This is a genomic window from Kitasatospora sp. NBC_00458, from assembly GCF_036013975.1.
GTDB lineage: Bacteria > Actinomycetota > Actinomycetes > Streptomycetales > Streptomycetaceae > Kitasatospora.
Map to the genome: position 1 here is coordinate 4,059,790 of NZ_CP107904.1, position 15,323 is coordinate 4,075,112.

The following is a 15,323-nucleotide window of genomic DNA, read 5'->3' on the forward strand; positions in this document are numbered from 1 at the left end:
GCCCCGGTCAGCCACGGGGGAACCGCTGCCGGGGAACGGGTCGGCGCCGCGCACGTCGTTCTCAGCGCGGGCCTGACGCGACGTCAGGATAGTCATGGAATACGCACGTTAGGTGACCAGACCGTGACAACGGTAGCGGCGAACCGGTCTCACACGATCCCCATTGATCCAATCCCTCACCGCGCGCACCGCGCCCGGCGGACCGCCCCGCGCGCACCGCCGGCCCCTTGAACTGTGCTTCTCGGGGAATCGTCCGGATTCCTGCCGGGGCCGTCCGGGCGCCCGTTCGGCACGGCCGGACGGGCGCGGGGAGGGCGGAAAAAAAATTCGGCCCACGAACGGGGCGGGGGCGACCCGCCCCCGCGGATGCGAACGGCCCCGCACATGCGAACGGCCCCGGGCGGATCGCCCGGGGCCGTCGACGGAGCCCCCTGTCGGATTCGAACCGACGACCTACGCTTTACAAGAGCGGTGCTCTGGCCAGCTGAGCTAAGGAGGCATGGTGACCGTCCGCGACGTGGTCACGGCGGCACCGGGGGCAGTCTACCGGGCGCGAACGGGCCGGTGCGGGGATATCCGGGGGTTGGGCGGCGGCGGGGCCCGGCGGGGCCTGCGTGATGGAACCGATGCCGAAATCCGGCCGGCCGGGGGCTGACAAGCGGCGGAAGCGCAGGTAGCGTCGCCGGAAGCCGGTTCCCACAGTGGTTCAGACCACCTCCGGGCGGACCGGCGGACCCCCGAAACCTTTACTCGGATCGTCCGGCACGTTCCTGCCGGTGAAGGAGAGCACAGCCATGGCTTCTGTGACGTACGACCAGGCGACCCGCGTCTACCCCGGGGCCGACAAGCCCTCGGTGGACGCGCTGGACCTGGAGATCGCGGACGGCGAGTTCCTCGTCCTCGTCGGCCCCTCCGGCTGCGGCAAGTCGACCAGCCTCCGCATGCTGGCCGGCCTGGAGGACGTCAACAGCGGCGCCATCCGCATCGGCGACCGCGACGTGACCCACCTGCCGCCGAAGGACCGGGACATCGCGATGGTGTTCCAGAACTACGCGCTGTACCCGCACATGACCGTCGCGGAGAACATGGGCTTCGCGCTCAAGATCGCCGGCGTCAACAAGACCGAGATCCGCACCAAGGTCGAAGAGGCCGCGAAGATCCTCGACCTCACCGAGTACCTGGACCGCAAGCCGAAGGCGCTCTCCGGCGGCCAGCGCCAGCGCGTCGCGATGGGCCGCGCGATCGTCCGCGAGCCCCAGGTCTTCCTGATGGACGAGCCGCTGTCCAACCTGGACGCCAAGCTCCGCGTCTCGACCCGCACCCAGATCGCCGGCCTGCAGCGCCGCCTGGGCATCACCACGGTGTACGTCACCCACGACCAGACCGAGGCGCTCACCATGGGCGACCGGGTCGCGGTGCTCAAGGGCGGCGTGCTGCAGCAGGTCGACACCCCGCGCAACATGTACGACCGGCCCGCCAACCTCTTCGTCGCCGGCTTCATCGGCTCGCCGGCGATGAACCTGGTCGAGGTGCCGCTGGTCGACGGCGGCGTGAAGTTCGGCGGCTCGGTCGTCAACATCTCCCGCGAGGACCTGTCCGGCGCCGGCACCGACAAGACCGTCACCGTCGGCGTCCGCCCGGAGCACTTCGAGATCGTCCCCTCGGGCGGCATCGAGGGCGTCGCGGTCACCGTCAACGTGGTCGAGGAGCTCGGCTCGGACGGCTTCGTGTACGGCACCACCAAGATCGGCGGCGTGGACAAGGACCTGGTGGTCCGCGTGCACGGCCGGCAGATCCCGGCCCGCGGCGAGACCGTCCACGTGGTGCCGATCGCCAACGAGACCCACGTGTTCTCCAGCAGCAGCGGCGCCCGCCTCTCCAGCTGAGACGCGACCGGCCCCGGCCGCAGCCCGCAGCACCCCGCCGAGCCCCGTCGGACCGTCACCGGTCCGGCGGGGCTCGGCCGCGTCCGTCCACCCCAACGGGTGCCGACGTCAACACGGTGCAGGGACGAACCCGGACACCCTGTCACCCGATGGTGTAACGGAGGGCGATGCGGCGCCCACCCACCGCTACTCTCCTGAGCGTGAAGCAGCTAGTTCGCCGAATCGGCCAGACCGTCGCCCTCGCCCTGCCCGTCGTCCTGGTGACCACCGGCACCCTCGCCGTGACCCGGGTCCCCTGGGCCCCGCCGACCGCGCTGGACCAGCAGGTCGTGGCGGCGTCCAGCGGGGACGGCGCCGGGATCGGCCGGACGGCGACCACCGGCAGGGCCCCCGACGGGCTCGCCCCGCAGGACGCCCTGCGCGTCGCGCTCCTGGACGAGCTGCGCGCCCACAACCCGGGCAGCGCCCTGGACCTGCTGGAGCGCGCCATGCGCGAGCAGCCCGCGCTGACGCCGTACTGCACCTCGCTCGCCACCGAGCTGGGCAAGGCCGCGGTGCGCAAGTACCAGGGCGACGTCCAGCGGGCCCGCACCTTCGCCCGCCCGGTCTGCGACGGCTCCTTCGCCACCGGCGCCTCCGCCTGACGACGGGGGCCCGGGCCGGGGTGGGCGGCACCGGGACGGGGGCCCGATACGGCCCCGCGGACCCGGCCCCGCGCCTATTGTTCAGCCATGACCGCTGACTCCGGCCCCGCCGCCGCCCAAGCAGCCCACCAGCCCCCGCCCGGACCGGTGCCCGTGACCCAGGCCGTCATCCTGGCCGGGGGCCAGGGTTCGCGGCTGCGCCCCTACACGGACGACCGCCCCAAGCCGCTGGTGGAGATCCCCGGCACGGGCACCCCGATCCTCGGCCACCAGCTGGCCTGGCTCGCCGCCGAGGGGGTCACCGACGCGGTCGTCTCCTGCGGCCACCTGGCCGACGTGCTGGAGGAGTGGCTCGACAAGGCCGACCTGCCGCTGAAGGTCCGCACGGTGGTCGAGGCTGAGCCGCTCGGCCGCGGCGGCGGGCTCAAGCACGCCGCCAAGGCGCTGCCCCGCCCCGACGAGCCCTGGTACGCCACCAACGGCGACATCTGGACCAGGTTCAGCCTGCGCGACATGGCCGCCTTCCACCACGAGCGCGACGCCGTGGCCACGCTCGCGCTGGCCCGCCCGAGGATCCCGTGGGGCGCGGTCGAGACCGACCAGTTCGGCAACGTGCTGGACTTCATCGAGGCCCCGCCCTCGCCGTTCCTCATCAACGCCGGGCTGTACGTGTTCAGCCCCGGGTTCGCCGAGCTGCTGCCGGACGTCGGCGACCACGAGCGGACCACCTTCCCGCAGCTGGCCCGCAGCAAGCGGCTGGCCGGCTACCAGCTGCCGCAGGGCGTCTACTGGCGGGCCATCGACACCGCCAAGGACCTCACCGAGGCCGCCAAGGAGCTCGCCTCGGGCGCCGGCCGCGCCCCGCAGTAGCCGCCCTTCCCCACGCCCCGCCGAGGGCGCCGCCGGTGCCCCGCCCGCCGCCCGCGCAGGGCGGCACCACACGACGACCGGCCGGGTGCTCCCCCACGGAGCACCCGGCCGGTCGTCGTGGCGGCCGGACCGTCAGGTGGCCGTCGGCGCCCCCGGACGGGCGTTCCGCGCGCCGCCGGACAGCTCGGACAGCGGCCCGCTGCCGAGCACCCCGCCCAGCAGGCCCGAGCCCGAGCCGCCGCCGGTGCCGGTCGGGGCACCGGCCGTGCCGGCACCGCTGCTCGGGCTCGGCTTCGGCGCCGCCCCCGAGCCGCTGCCCGACGCCGGCGAGCTGCGCTGCGCGGGCGTCGAACCGGCCGGGGCCGGGGCCGCGGGCGGCGCCGAGGCGGCCGGAGCCGCCGGACTGGCCGCCCCGCCCTCCGGCTTGGCCGACTTCGCCTTGCCGCCGGGCGTGGACGCCGAGGCCTTCGGCGAGGCCGGGGCGCTGGAGGGTGCGGCGGACGGGGACTGCGCGGACGGCGACGCCGGCCGCGACGCGGCGGGCGAGGGCGAGGTGGACGGACCCTTCCCGCCGGGCGCGACGGAGGGACCGCCGCTCGGCCAGACCGGGGTGCCGTAGTCGGTGGCGGGCCGGGTCGGCGCGGGCGCCGGACGGGCACCGGTACGGACCGCCGCGCCCAGCATCGAGCCGATCAGCAGGGTCAGGCCGACGACCACCGCGGTGACCACCGCACCGCGCCGCAGCACCCGGCGCCGCAGCGCGGCCGGGGCGTCGGCCCCGTACCGCCGCCAGGCCTCCAGGCCGAGCCGCCCGTCCAGCGACCCGAACGGGGCCCCGGCGATCAGCAGCGGGCTCCACGCCGCCAGGAAGATCAGGTCCGGGGTGTCGTAGACCGGTACGGCCCGCCAGCTGACCGTGAACAGCAGCGCGGCGGAGAGCAGCATCGCCGCACCGGCCGCGAGCCGCTGCCAGAGGCCGAGCACGGTCAGCACGCCGACCACGATCTCGGTGAACGACACCACCAGACCGGAGCCGACCGGGTGCGCCATGGCGAAGGCCAGCAGCGGCTCGGCGACCTTCCAGGGGTGCAGCGAGGCGAGCCAGCGCATCATCGAGCCGCGTTCGCCGCCGTCGAAGTACACCGGGTCGCAGAGCTTGCTGAACCCGGCGTAGACGGAGAGCGCGCCGAGCACCGCGCGCAGCGGCAGCAGCACCAGGCCGAGGTCGACCCGGCGGCCGGGGTACCAGGGCTGCCTGCCCTCCGCACCGGCGGCGGAGACCTCGGGCAGCTCGCCGCTGGGCGTCCAGCCCTGCGGCGCGCCGACCGGGCCGACGCCGGCCTCGGTGGCGGTGCCGGTCCCTTCGCGCGGCTGGCGCGGGACGGTCCGGGAGCCGCCGTACGGCGGGATCAGCCGGGTCTCCTCGTCGGCCGGGGAGCCGCCGCGGCCGCCGACCCCGGCCGGTGCCGGGACCCCGCCCAGCCGGACGGCCTCCAGCAGCCGGGTGGCCGCGACGTCGTCCGGCCGGGCCTCGCCGGTCCAGGTGACCGGGGTGACCCGGCCCTTGCGGCGCGGCCCCCCGGCGCCGGTGAGCGCCGGCACGGCGGAGGCGGGCACGACGACCTGCGGGGTGACCAGCGGACGGCGGATCAGCCCCTGGGTCGCGTAGGGGTCGCCGAACGCGGCGCCGGTGGACAGCAGTCCGGCCGGGGCCTCGATCAGTGGCGCCACCGGGGTGCCGAGGTTGAGCCGGAAGCTCGCCTGGGTGCTGCTGAGGCGCGCCGGGTCGGACGGCACCTTGACGGTGGTGAAGCCGGGGCCGGCCTCTATCCCGGTGCTGCCGCCGCCCAGGAGGGGGCGCCGAGGTGTTCTGGTGTCCACACCCGTCTAACCGGGTGACGCCCGGTTAGGACACTCTCCCGAGTGGACATCGGGAGCACACTTGAAGTGATCATGAGAAAAGCGATCGGGCCCGGTCGGGCCCGATCGCTTTCACCCGTCTTGCGGACGGAGGGTGGGGAATTCCGAAGAACGCCGGCGCCGCGCGCCCCGTTCCTGCTGGGTCTGCGGTCAGCCGACCTTGGAGCGCAGCCGCGCGGCCTCGTACAGCACGACGCTCGCCGCGACACCGGCGTTCAGCGACTCGGTGAGCCCGGACATCGGGATCCGCACCCGCAGGTCGCAGGTCTCCGAGACCAGCCGCGAGAGGCCCTTGCCCTCGCTGCCCGCGACGATCACCACGGGGCCGGTCAGCGCCTCCAGGTCGCCGATCTCGGCCTCGCCGTCGGCGGCCAGGCCGACCACCAGCAGGCCCGCCTTCTGGTACGCCTCCAGCGCCCGGGTCAGGTTGGTGGCACGGGCGACGGGCAGCCGGGCGGCCGCGCCCGAGGAGGTCTTCCAGGCACCGGCGGTCATGCCCGCCGCCCGGCGCTCCGGGATGACCACGCCGTGCGCGCCGAAGGCGGCGGCGGAGCGGACCACGGCGCCCAGGTTGCGGGAGTCGGTGACCCCGTCCAGGGCCACGATCAGCGCGTCCTGGCCGGCGTCCGCGGCCTCGGCCAGCAGGTCGTCGGGGTGCGCGTACTCGTACGGCGGGACCTGGAGGACCAGGCCCTGGTGGTTCAGGCCGCCGGTCATCTGGTCCAGCTGCGGGCGCGGGGCCTCCATCAGCGGGATGCCGCGGTCGTTGGCGGCCTGGAAGGCCTCGCGGACCCGGTCGTCGGTGTCGATGAACTGCATGACGTACAGCGCCGTGGCCGGCACGCCGCCCTGCAGGGCCTCGGCCACCGAGTTGCGGCCGACCACCAGCTCCGCGGCACCCGCGCCGCCGCGGCCGCCGCGGCCGCCGCCGCCGGCACGGCGCATACCGGCCCGGGCCTTGGCGTCCCGCTCGCGCTTGACCGCGGCGTTGGCGGCCCGCTGCTTGGGGTGGCCCTTGCGCTCCTCCCCCCGAGGGGTCGGGCCCTTGCCCTGGAGCGCCTTCCGGCTGTGGCCGCCGGTACCGACACTCGCGCCCTTCTTCGACCCGGGGTTGCGGCGGTTCCTGCGCTGGCTGTTGCCGGCCATGGCTGTACTTCCTGTCTGTCTGTCCGGCATGGCCGGCCGGCCCCGGCGGAAGCCGGTGGCGGCCGACGGCATGCGCTCCGTCATGCGGGAGGGCCGCACCGGTCCGGTACGGCCCCACCTCACCCCTCGGTCACCCGGGGGTTACTGGCTGTTGATCGTCCAGCGCGGGCCGGACGGGGTGTCCTCGATGGCCAGTCCGGCCTGGCCGAGCTGGTCGCGGATGGCGTCCGCGGTGGCGAAGTCCTTGCGGGCCCGGGCCGCCTGCCGCTGCTCCAGGACCAGGTGGACCAGCGAGTCGACGACGCCGTGCAGGTCCTCGCCGCGCTCCGCCCCGGCCCAGTGCGGGTCGAGCGGGTCGAGTCCCAGTACACCGAGCATCGCACGGACCTCGGCCAATCGCGCCACCGCGTTCTCCTTGTCGTCCGCGGTGAGGGCGCTGTTGCCCTGGCGGACGGCGGTGTGCACGACGGCCAGCGCCTGGGGCACGCCCAGGTCGTCGTCCATCGCCTCGGCGAAGGCCGGCGGCACCTCGGGCGCCGCGTCGACCTTGCCGCAGCGCTCGACGGTCCGCTGGATGAAGCCCTCGATCCGGCCGAAGCCGGCCTCGGCCTCGCGCAGCGACTCGTCGCTGTACTCGATCATCGAGCGGTAGTGCGGCGCGGCCAGGTAGTAGCGGAGCACGATCGGCCGCCAGCGCTGGACCATCTCGGAGACCAGCACCGAGTTGCCGAGCGACTTGCTCATCTTCTCGCCGCGCATGGTGACCCAGGCGTTGTGCACCCAGAAGTTGGCGAAGTCGTCGCCGAACGCCTTGGACTGGGCGATCTCGTTCTCGTGGTGCGGGAAGATCAGGTCGAGCCCGCCGCCGTGGATGTCGAAGGCCCGGCCCAGGTACTTGTGGGCCATCGCCGAGCACTCCAGGTGCCAGCCCGGGCGGCCGCGGCCCCACGGGGTCTCCCAGCTGGGCTCGCCGGGCCTGGCCGACTTCCACATCGCGAAGTCGCGCTTGTCCCGCTTGCCGGTCTCGCCCTCCCCCTCGGGCTGCAGGAGGTTCTCCAGCTTCTGGTTGGAGAGCGCGAGGTACCCGGGGAAGGACTTCACGTCGAAGTAGACGTTGCCCTCGGCCACGTAGGCGTGCCCGCGGGCGATGAGCCCCTGCATCATCTCGATCATCTCGGGGATGTGCCCGGTGGCGCGCGGCTCGACGGTCGGCGGCAGGCAGCCCAGCGCCGTGTAACCGTCGTTGAAGGCCCGCTCGTTGGCGTAGGCGATCTGCCACCAGGGCGTGCCGAGCTCGCGCTCCTTGGCGATCACCTTGTCGTCGATGTCGGTGACGTTGCGGGCGAACGTCACCTGGTAGCCGCGATAGGCGAACCACCGCTGCATGATGTCGAAGTTGAGCCCGGACCGGATGTGCCCGATGTGTGGCGCCGACTGGACGGTAGCGCCGCACAGGTAGATCGAGACACAACCCGGTACAAGCGGGACGAAGTCGCGTACCTGGCGGGTGCTGGTGTCGTACAGGCGAATGCTCACAGCGTCAAGCGTAGTGGGCAGGAGGGGGTGCCCCGCGACATTCGGGAATGTCAATACCGCGGCAGAGCCGTTTCCACTCTGTGACGTAGAGGAGGCGCCCCCTCCGCTCCCGGCGGGTCAGATCGAGCCGACCACCTTGCGCGGGCTCAGCCGGACGACCACCCGCACGTCGTCCGGGCCGTCGTACGTGTACTTCTGCTCCCCGCGGTACTTCAGCGCGAGCTCGTCGATCAGGTCCTGGCCGCCCTCGCGGGTCAGCGTGACGTCGCCGCGCACCTCCAGGTAGGTGTACGGGTTCTCCGGCGGGTTGACCACGAGGGAGACGCGCGGGTCCTTCACCAGGTTGAGGTGCTTGCGGCGCCCCTCCACGGTGGAGAACAGGATGTCGTCGCCGTCCCGCTTCACCCAGACCACGGAGGACTGGGGGCTGCCGTCCGGCTGGACGGTGGAGATCACGGCGAAGCTCTTGCCGTCGATCAGGGACTTGGCCTGGTCGGAGAGGTGTGCGGCCATCGGGACCTCGTTCTTCTCGTCGAGCGGCGGTGGACAGGTCGCCCGGTGGGCGGGGCCGGGCCCGGCCTGGGCCCGCACCGAACGGTAGCGACTCGGGTCCCAGGCAGCTGTCCTGAACACCCGTCACCCGTCACATATTCCCGAGCGGATCCCTCGATCCGGTGACGCTGCCGCCGGGCCCGCCGCCCGGAAGACCCCCGGAGGCGCCTCCGCGGGGACCGGACGGCGGATCGCCGAACACCTCAACGACGTTCGTACACCAGGGCGGTGGCGATCGCGGCCAGCCCCTCGGCCCGGCCGGTGAGGCCGAGCCCGTCGGTGGTCGTGCCGGACACCGAGACCGGTGCGCCGACCGCGGCGGTGAGCGCGGCCTGCGCCTCCTCGCGGCGCTTGCCGATCTTCGGCCGAATACCGATCACCTGGATCGCGACGTTGCCGATCCCGAAGCCGGCCGCGCGGACCAGCCGCGCGGCCTCGGCGAGCAGCGTCACCCCGGACGCCCCGGCCCACTCCGGCCGGTCGGTGCCGAAGTGCGCGCCCAGGTCGCCGATCCCGGCGGCGGAGAACAGCGCGTCGCAGGCGGCGTGCGCGGCCACGTCGGCGTCCGAGTGCCCGGCCAGGCCGTACTCGGAGTCCGGCCACTCCAGACCGGCGACCCGGAGCGGGCGGCCGGCCTCGAAGGCGTGCACGTCGGTGCCGATGCCGACCCGGGGGATCACCGGGTCGGCGGCGGTCGGCTCAGTAGCCATCGGAGGCCCTCCTGCGGGCGAGTACGGCCTCGGCGAGCACGAGGTCCAGCGGACGGGTCACCTTGAACGCCTCCTCGTGGCCGGGCACCACGACGACCCGGCCGCCGAAGCGCTCCACCAGGCCGGCGTCGTCGGTGACCGGCGGCAGCGCGCCCCCGGCCTCCTCGGTCAGCGCCTTGGCGTGCACCTCGTCCAGCGTCTCCCGGCGGAACCCCTGCGGGGTCTGGACGGCGCGCAGGGTGGACCGGTCGGGCGTGTCGAGCACCGGCTCGGGCCCGCCCCGGGTCGGTTCGACCCGCTTGACGGTGTCGGCCAGCGGCACCGCGGGGACCACCGCCTCGGCCCCGGCCCGGACGGCGGCCGCGACCGCGTCGACGACCTCGACCGGCACGAGCGGCCGGGCCGCGTCGTGCACCAGGACGATCCCGACCTCCGGCGGGATGGCGGCCAGGCCCAGCCGGACGGACTCCTGGCGGGTCTCCCCGCCGGCCACCACCCGGATGTCCTTGCCCTCCAGCCCGTGGCCGTCGAGCAGGGCGGCCACCTCGGCCACCCCGTCGGCGGGTGCGGCGACCACGACCAGGCCGACCGCGCGGCTGCGGATCAGCGCCCGGACGGCGTGCACCAGGAGCGGCACGCCGCCCAGGTCACGCAGGGCCTTGGGGGCACCGGGCCCCAGCCGCTCGCCGCGTCCTGCGGCGGGCACCACTGCTGCTGCGACTGCTGCTGTGGCGTTCAGGTTTCACTCCTTCGGAGAAGTGGGTATGGCCATGGCGTGCACGACGGGCGAGGACCCCTTCCGAAGCACCACCGTCCTCCGCCCGCGGAATCAGCAGAAACGGTCATGCGGACCCGGGGCCAGGCCGGCCGCCCGGGTGCGGGGCGTCGTCCGGACACGCCTCAGCGCCCGAAGTGCCACTGCACCACCCACCGGGCATCGGTCCGGTGAGCGGCGCGCCGGCATCGGGCGCTGTGAGCGTTGTGGAGCGGACGGCCGCTACGAGGCGAGCACCTCGTCGAGCAGCGTCTCCGCCTTGTCCTCGTTGGTGTTCTCCGCCAGCGCGAGCTCGCTGACGAGGATCTGGCGCGCCTTGGCGAGCATGCGCTTCTCTCCGGCCGAGAGACCGCGCTCGCGCTCGCGGCGCCAGAGGTCGCGCACAACCTCGGCGACCTTGATAACGTCACCCGAGGCGAGCTTCTCCAGATTCGCCTTGTAGCGACGGGACCAGTTGGTCGGCTCTTCGGTGTACGGTGCGCGAAGCACCTCGAAGACCCGGTCCAGACCCTCCTGGCCGACCACATCGCGCACGCCGACGAACTCCGCGTTCTCGGCGGGCACGCGGAGCGTCAGGTCTCCCTGCTGCACCTTCAGCACCAGGTAGGTCTTGTCCACACCTTTGATCTGGCGAATTTCGATGGCCTCGATCAGCGCAGCCCCGTGATGGGGGTAGACCACCGTGTCGCCAACCTTGAACGTCATGTGACAGGACCCCTTCCGTGGCTTTCCAGAATAACACGCTTTTCAGCGCACCCGAAGGGCGTTTTCGCAGGTCAGGGCCGGTCTCGGGGCTTGACAAGCACCCCCATGACGTGCTGCGACCGGTGTTCGACGCAGGCTTCCCGCAGGTCGGAGGCGGTTCCGGTGCCCACCGAAACCTGCCGCAACACTGCCGAAACCATGATTGGATCTTGAGTTTTCACCGTTTATCGGGCCGTTTCCCGATCGTGATCCGATCTTGGTCCGTTGTTGACCTGAACACGCGGATGTGGGGCCGTACGGACGCCGCTCGGCCTTCCGCGGCGCGACACGGGGACCACCCCGTGAGGACGGCATAAGCGGGGTCGATAATCTGAGACCTGATCCACCGATCGAGACCTGATCCACCGACACGTGACCTAGGGAGAAGCCGCCGCCGTGAGCCGCAGCCTTCGACGCGGCAGCATCGCCGCAATCGCCGCCCTCGCCATCGCCTCGCTGTCCTCCTGTGCCGCCGGCAACACGCCGGAGACCCTGGAGATCAAGCCCGACAACGCGTCGGCGACCCTGGGCACCGACATCCGGCTCAACAACATCGTCGTGGTCACCGGGGACGAGTCCTCCGGCGAGCACACCGGCCCCGCCAACGTGACGGTGAACATCAGCAACACCGGGGGCCTGCCGGTCGAGCTGCAGTCCGTCACCCTCGGGAACGGCGCCACCGCCGCCTTCGCCGACGACAAGGGCACGCCGCTGAACAGCATCGTCGTCCCCGCCGGCGGCGCGGTGCTGCTCGGCGGCCCGGGCAACCCGTCCGCCAAGGTGGCCTCCACCAGCCTGGTCGTGGGCGGCGTGGTGAACACCGCCTTCGCCTTCAAGGCCCACGAGAAGGTCGAGACCGAGGCCGCGGTCCAGCCGAACAAGGGCATCTACAAGGGCTTCGGCCCGGCCGCCGCCCCCGGCAGCACGCCGTCCAAGACCGCGACCCCGGCCGCCACCCCGGCCGCCGGCGCCTCGGCCTCGCCGTCCGCCGCCGCCGCCCACTGAGGCGGGGCGCCCGGCAGGGCGCCGGCGGAACCCCGCCAGGACAAGGGGAACGCCCCTCCGGTACTCACCGGAGGGGCGTTCCCTCGTCGTGCTCCTCCGCTCCGCCGCTCCTCCGCCGCACCGCTGCCGGCCGTCCTGTTTCCGGCCGTGCTGCTTCAGGCCGCGCCGCCGCGGGCCGGCCACTGCCCGGTCCGCGGCGTGCGGTGTGCGACGTGCGGTGTGCGGTTTACGGCTCGAACTTGTAGCCGAGGCCGCGGACCGTGACCAGGTAGCGCGGGGCCCCCGGGTCCGGCTCGATCTTCGCCCGCAGCCGCTTGACGTGGACGTCCAGCGTCTTGGTGTCGCCGACGTAGTCCGCGCCCCAGACCCGGTCGATCAGCTGCATCCGGGTGAGCACCCGGCCGGCGTTGCGGAGCAGCATCTCCAGCAGGTCGAACTCCTTGAGCGGGAGGTCGACCTTCGCGCCGTCCACCGTCACCACGTGGCGGTCGACGTCCATCCGGACCGGCCCCGCCTCCAGCGCGCCGGGGCCGCCGCCGTCGCCCGGGCCCTCGCTCTCACCGCGGCGGCGCAGCACCGCGCGGATCCGGGCGACCAGCTCACGGGTGGAGTAGGGCTTGGTGACGTAGTCGTCCGCACCTATCTCCAGACCGACGACCTTGTCGATCTCGCTGTCCTTGGCGGTGACCATGATCACCGGCACGTTGGAGCGCACCCGGAGCTGGCGGCAGACCTCGGTGCCGGGCAGCCCCGGCAGCATCAGGTCGAGCAGGACGAGGTCGGCGCCGTTCCGTTCGAACTGCTCCAGCGCGTCGGGGCCGGTGGCGGCGATGGCCACCTCGAAGCCCTCCTTGCGCAGCATGTACGACAGGGCGTCGCTGAACGACTCCTCGTCCTCGACCACCAGTACTCGGGTCACGATCAGGCCTCCGGGGCAAGCTGGGGGGTTGTTTCTGACAGGGGTTCCGCGGACGTCCCCGTGCGGGGGCGGTGTTCCACGGGTGCCTGCCCGGCGGGCAGGCGGAGGGTGAAGGTGGAGCCCTGGCCCTCGACGCTCCACACCGAGACGGTGCCGCCGTGCGAGGCGGCCACGTGCTTGACGATGGAGAGGCCGAGGCCGGTGCCGCCGGTCTGCCGGGAGCGCGCGGGGTCGACCCGGTAGAACCGTTCGAAGACCCGCTCGCGGTCCTTCTCGGAGATGCCGATGCCCTGGTCGGTCACCGAGATCTCGATCAGCTCCCCGTCGGCCTCGCCGAGGGCGGCGGCGCTGGAGATCCGGCGGGTGGCGATCGCGACCCTGGTCCGGGGAGGACTGTAGTTGACGGCGTTCTCGACCAGGTTGCCGAGCGCGGCGGCGAGCTGGCCGCGGTTGCCGTGCAGGTAGAGGCCGGCGATGCCGCCGGCCGCGATCAGGATCTGCTTGGCGGCGGCCTGCTGGCGGCAGCGGTCGATCGCCTCGGCGATCAGCTCGTCCACCGCGACCGGCTCCGGGTCGACCATCAGCCGGTCGTCCTGGACCCGGGACAGGTCGATGATCTCCTGGACCAGGCTGGCGAGCCTGGTGGCCTCGATCTGCATCCGGCCGGCGAAGCGCTGCACCGCCTCCGGGTCGTCGGAGGCGTCCGCGACCGCCTCGGAGAGCAGCGAGAGCGCGCCGACCGGGGTCTTGAGCTCGTGGCTGACGTTGGCGACGAAGTCGCGGCGGACGGCCTCCACGCGGCGGCGGTCGGTCTGGTCCTCGACCAGCACCAGGACCAGCCGGGAGCCCAGCGGGGCGACCCGGACCGAGACCGCGAGCGGTTCGGCGGCGCGGGCCGCGCCCGGGCGGGGCAGCTCCAGCTCCAGCTGGCGGATCTCGCCGTCCCGGCGGGTGGCGCGGGCCAGCGAGAGCAGCTGGTCCACGGCGACCGCGCCGCCGCGGACCAGGCCCATGGCGTACGCGGCCGAGCTGGCCTTGACCACCTCGTCGCCCTCGCCGAGCACGATCGCGCAGGAGCGCAGCACGGAGAGGACGGTGTCGACCCCCGGGGGGAGCGGGGGTTCCTGGGCGGGGCTCAGCCCCTGGTTCCGATTGGTGCCGCCGTACTTGCCCCTGGCCTGCTCGCGCTCGCTCCAACGGAATGCGATCGAGGCCGTGAGGCCGACGCCGAGCCCGGCTATGGCGCAGGCAGCGGCGGCGGCCACGTTCACGTCCATGCGGCCAGCCTAAGCGCACGGTGCGGGAGCTCCCCAAGGGTCGGATCAAGGGATCGGCCGCGCGTTGCCGAGAATTCACCTTCAGGTAGCGACCGGTTCACCGAACGGGTCGTGCGTGGTCGCCCGGACGGCCCAGAGTTGGCCGGGCAGCCCGTGTGGGGAGGGCGACGGAGCCGAACGCCCGTCCGTCACCCGAGGTGCGCGCGTACGATTCGCGCCACCAGCAGCGGTCACCCGTGCGCCGTACGGCGGTCGTACCGGATGGCCGGTCGGCACCGCCACCGACACAGCTACTGAGGAGAGAGCATGCGCGACGCGTACCACGAGGAACTCGACTCGATCGGCGACAGCCTGGTCGAGATGGCCCGGCTGGTCGGTTCGGCCCTCGGCCGGGCCACCACCGCACTCCTCGACGCCGACCTGGAACTGGCGGAGAGCGTGATCGCCGCCGACGAGAAGGTCAACGACCTGCACCACGAGCTGGAGAACCGGGCGATCGACCTGCTCGCCCGCCAGCAGCCGGTCGCCACCGACCTGCGGATCGTCGTCACCTCGCTGCGGATGAGTGCCGACCTGGAGCGCTGCGGCGACCTCGCCCGGCACGTCGCCAAGGTCGCCCGGCTGCGCTACCCGCAGTCGGCGGTCCCGAGCGACCTGCACTCGACGGTGCTGGAGATGGGCCAGCTCGCCCAGCGGCTGGTGGCCAAGGCGGGCCTGGTGATCGCCACCAAGAACGTCGACAAGGCGCTGGAGCTGGAGCAGGACGACGACGCGATCGACGCGCTGCACCGCGAGCTGTTCGCGCACCTGATCGACGAGCGCTGGCACCACGGGATCGAGACCGCGGTGGACGTCACCCTGGTCGGCCGCTACTACGAGCGGTTCGCCGACCACGCGGTCTCGGTGGCCAAGCGCGTCGTCTACCTGGTGACCGGTGAGCACGTGGACGAGTTCGTCGCGGCCACGGAGGCGGCCGTCGGACTGGAGTGACCCCGGACGCGGACGGCCCCGCCCCGGAGGCGCTCACCCCTGCGGGTGAGTAAACCCGGAGCGGGGGTGGTGGGGAAGCACGACTCGCTGACTCCCCACCACTGCGCGCCCGTTGACGCTCCCTCCGGTGGACGGTTTCACTCGATGCCGTAGGCACCGAAGTGTGCCCGTCAGAAGGAGGAGCCAGCGCGATGAAGGCAAACCCGACCCGACCGGCACCCGCACCCGACAGCGTCGAGGTGCCCGCACCCCGACTGCTGCCCGTCCTCGCCGCCGGCTGCGGCTGCAGCGCGGGCTGCGGCTGCGGCTGCCAATCAGGCGGACCCTGCCAGTGCGGCGGGGTCGACGG

Annotated in this window: 14 protein-coding genes and 1 tRNA gene; 5 read left to right on the plus strand and 10 right to left on the minus strand. The window is 73.2% G+C overall.

Features of this window, described 5'->3' with window-relative positions; translation table 11 throughout:
• Positions 1–425: 425 nt before the first annotated feature.
• Positions 426–499, minus strand: a tRNA-Thr gene (locus OG550_RS16565).
• A 295-nt stretch (positions 500–794) separates the two neighbouring features.
• Between OG550_RS16565 and OG550_RS16570 the strand changes: the two genes are divergently transcribed.
• The 3 genes from OG550_RS16570 to OG550_RS16580 all read left to right on the plus strand — a co-directional run bounded on the left by OG550_RS16570 (position 795) and on the right by OG550_RS16580 (position 3,400).
• Entirely contained in the window at positions 795–1,886 is a 1,092-nt protein-coding gene (locus OG550_RS16570; RefSeq protein ID WP_327678282.1) for an ABC transporter ATP-binding protein, read from the plus strand.
• A 200-nt stretch (positions 1,887–2,086) separates the two neighbouring features.
• On the plus strand, positions 2,087–2,530 hold the full coding sequence (locus tag OG550_RS16575; RefSeq protein WP_327678283.1) for a hypothetical protein: 444 nt from the start codon (positions 2,087–2,089) through the stop codon (positions 2,528–2,530).
• A gap of 87 nt (positions 2,531–2,617) precedes the next feature.
• Positions 2,618–3,400 carry a nucleotidyltransferase family protein gene (locus OG550_RS16580; protein WP_327678285.1) on the plus strand — a complete coding sequence of 261 codons (783 nt, stop codon included), beginning with the start codon at positions 2,618–2,620 and terminating at the stop codon, positions 3,398–3,400.
• Between the two features lie 132 nt (positions 3,401–3,532).
• On the opposite strand, the gene OG550_RS16585 is transcribed toward OG550_RS16580, so the two are convergent.
• From OG550_RS16585 to OG550_RS16615, 7 genes are all read right to left on the minus strand, one after another.
• A complete protein-coding gene (locus OG550_RS16585) occupies positions 3,533–5,281 on the minus strand; it encodes a DoxX family membrane protein (protein WP_327678287.1) in 1,749 nt (582 codons plus the stop codon).
• Positions 5,282–5,470: 189 nt separating this feature from the next.
• Positions 5,471–6,466: a 23S rRNA (guanosine(2251)-2'-O)-methyltransferase RlmB gene (gene rlmB / locus OG550_RS16590; RefSeq protein ID WP_327678288.1), complete on the minus strand. Its 996-nt coding sequence runs from the start codon at positions 6,464–6,466 to the stop codon at positions 5,471–5,473.
• A gap of 141 nt (positions 6,467–6,607) precedes the next feature.
• A complete protein-coding gene (cysS, locus tag OG550_RS16595; protein WP_327678290.1) occupies positions 6,608–8,002 on the minus strand; it encodes a cysteine--tRNA ligase in 1,395 nt (464 codons plus the stop codon).
• 117 nt (positions 8,003–8,119) lie between these two features.
• Positions 8,120–8,515 (minus strand): PPOX class F420-dependent oxidoreductase, encoded by a 396-nt coding sequence (locus OG550_RS16600; protein ID WP_327683927.1) that lies wholly within the window; start codon positions 8,513–8,515, stop codon positions 8,120–8,122.
• 242 nt (positions 8,516–8,757) lie between these two features.
• Positions 8,758–9,264: a 2-C-methyl-D-erythritol 2,4-cyclodiphosphate synthase gene (gene ispF, locus OG550_RS16605; protein WP_327678292.1), complete on the minus strand. Its 507-nt coding sequence runs from the start codon at positions 9,262–9,264 to the stop codon at positions 8,758–8,760.
• The gene (ispD, locus tag OG550_RS16610) at positions 9,254–10,003 is read right to left on the minus strand and encodes a 2-C-methyl-D-erythritol 4-phosphate cytidylyltransferase (RefSeq protein WP_327683929.1); all 750 of its coding nucleotides are present in this window, start codon (positions 10,001–10,003) and stop codon (positions 9,254–9,256) included. The genes ispF and ispD overlap by 11 nt, the downstream gene beginning before the upstream one ends.
• 258 nt (positions 10,004–10,261) lie before the next feature.
• Positions 10,262–10,744, minus strand: coding sequence for a CarD family transcriptional regulator (locus OG550_RS16615; protein ID WP_030244332.1), 483 nt, complete (start codon positions 10,742–10,744; stop codon positions 10,262–10,264).
• A gap of 435 nt (positions 10,745–11,179) precedes the next feature.
• Here OG550_RS16615 and OG550_RS16620 point away from each other — a divergent pair, with 435 nt between their 5' ends.
• Entirely contained in the window at positions 11,180–11,788 is a 609-nt protein-coding gene (locus OG550_RS16620) for a DUF461 domain-containing protein (RefSeq protein WP_327678294.1), read from the plus strand.
• A gap of 226 nt (positions 11,789–12,014) precedes the next feature.
• On the opposite strand, the gene OG550_RS16625 is transcribed toward OG550_RS16620, so the two are convergent.
• Together OG550_RS16625 and OG550_RS16630 are read right to left on the minus strand one after the other, a co-directional pair.
• On the minus strand, positions 12,015–12,707 hold the full coding sequence (locus tag OG550_RS16625) for a response regulator transcription factor (RefSeq protein WP_327678296.1): 693 nt from the start codon (positions 12,705–12,707) through the stop codon (positions 12,015–12,017).
• Between the two features lie 2 nt (positions 12,708–12,709).
• Positions 12,710–13,984: a sensor histidine kinase gene (locus tag OG550_RS16630; RefSeq protein ID WP_327678298.1), complete on the minus strand. Its 1,275-nt coding sequence runs from the start codon at positions 13,982–13,984 to the stop codon at positions 12,710–12,712.
• A gap of 306 nt (positions 13,985–14,290) precedes the next feature.
• Between OG550_RS16630 and phoU the strand changes: the two genes are divergently transcribed.
• A complete protein-coding gene (gene phoU / locus OG550_RS16635; protein ID WP_327678300.1) occupies positions 14,291–14,974 on the plus strand; it encodes a phosphate signaling complex protein PhoU in 684 nt (227 codons plus the stop codon).
• Positions 14,975–15,323: the final 349 nt, after the last annotated feature.

Bases quoted from the DNA above. Each gene is read 5' to 3' on its own strand.
- OG550_RS16570 (WP_327678282.1), top strand. From the start codon at position 795: ATGGCTTCTGTGACGTACGACCAGGCGACCCGCGTCTACCCCGGGGCC.
- OG550_RS16580 (WP_327678285.1), top strand. From the start codon at position 2,618: ATGACCGCTGACTCCGGCCCCGCCGCCGCCCAAGCAGCCCACCAGCCC.
- rlmB (WP_327678288.1), bottom strand. From the start codon at position 6,466: ATGGCCGGCAACAGCCAGCGCAGGAACCGCCGCAACCCCGGGTCGAAG.
- OG550_RS16600 (WP_327683927.1), bottom strand. From the start codon at position 8,515: ATGGCCGCACACCTCTCCGACCAGGCCAAGTCCCTGATCGACGGCAAG.
- ispF (WP_327678292.1), bottom strand. From the start codon at position 9,264: ATGGCTACTGAGCCGACCGCCGCCGACCCGGTGATCCCCCGGGTCGGC.
- OG550_RS16615 (WP_030244332.1), bottom strand. From the start codon at position 10,744: ATGACGTTCAAGGTTGGCGACACGGTGGTCTACCCCCATCACGGGGCT.
- OG550_RS16630 (WP_327678298.1), bottom strand. From the start codon at position 13,984: ATGGACGTGAACGTGGCCGCCGCCGCTGCCTGCGCCATAGCCGGGCTC.
- phoU (WP_327678300.1), top strand. From the start codon at position 14,291: ATGCGCGACGCGTACCACGAGGAACTCGACTCGATCGGCGACAGCCTG.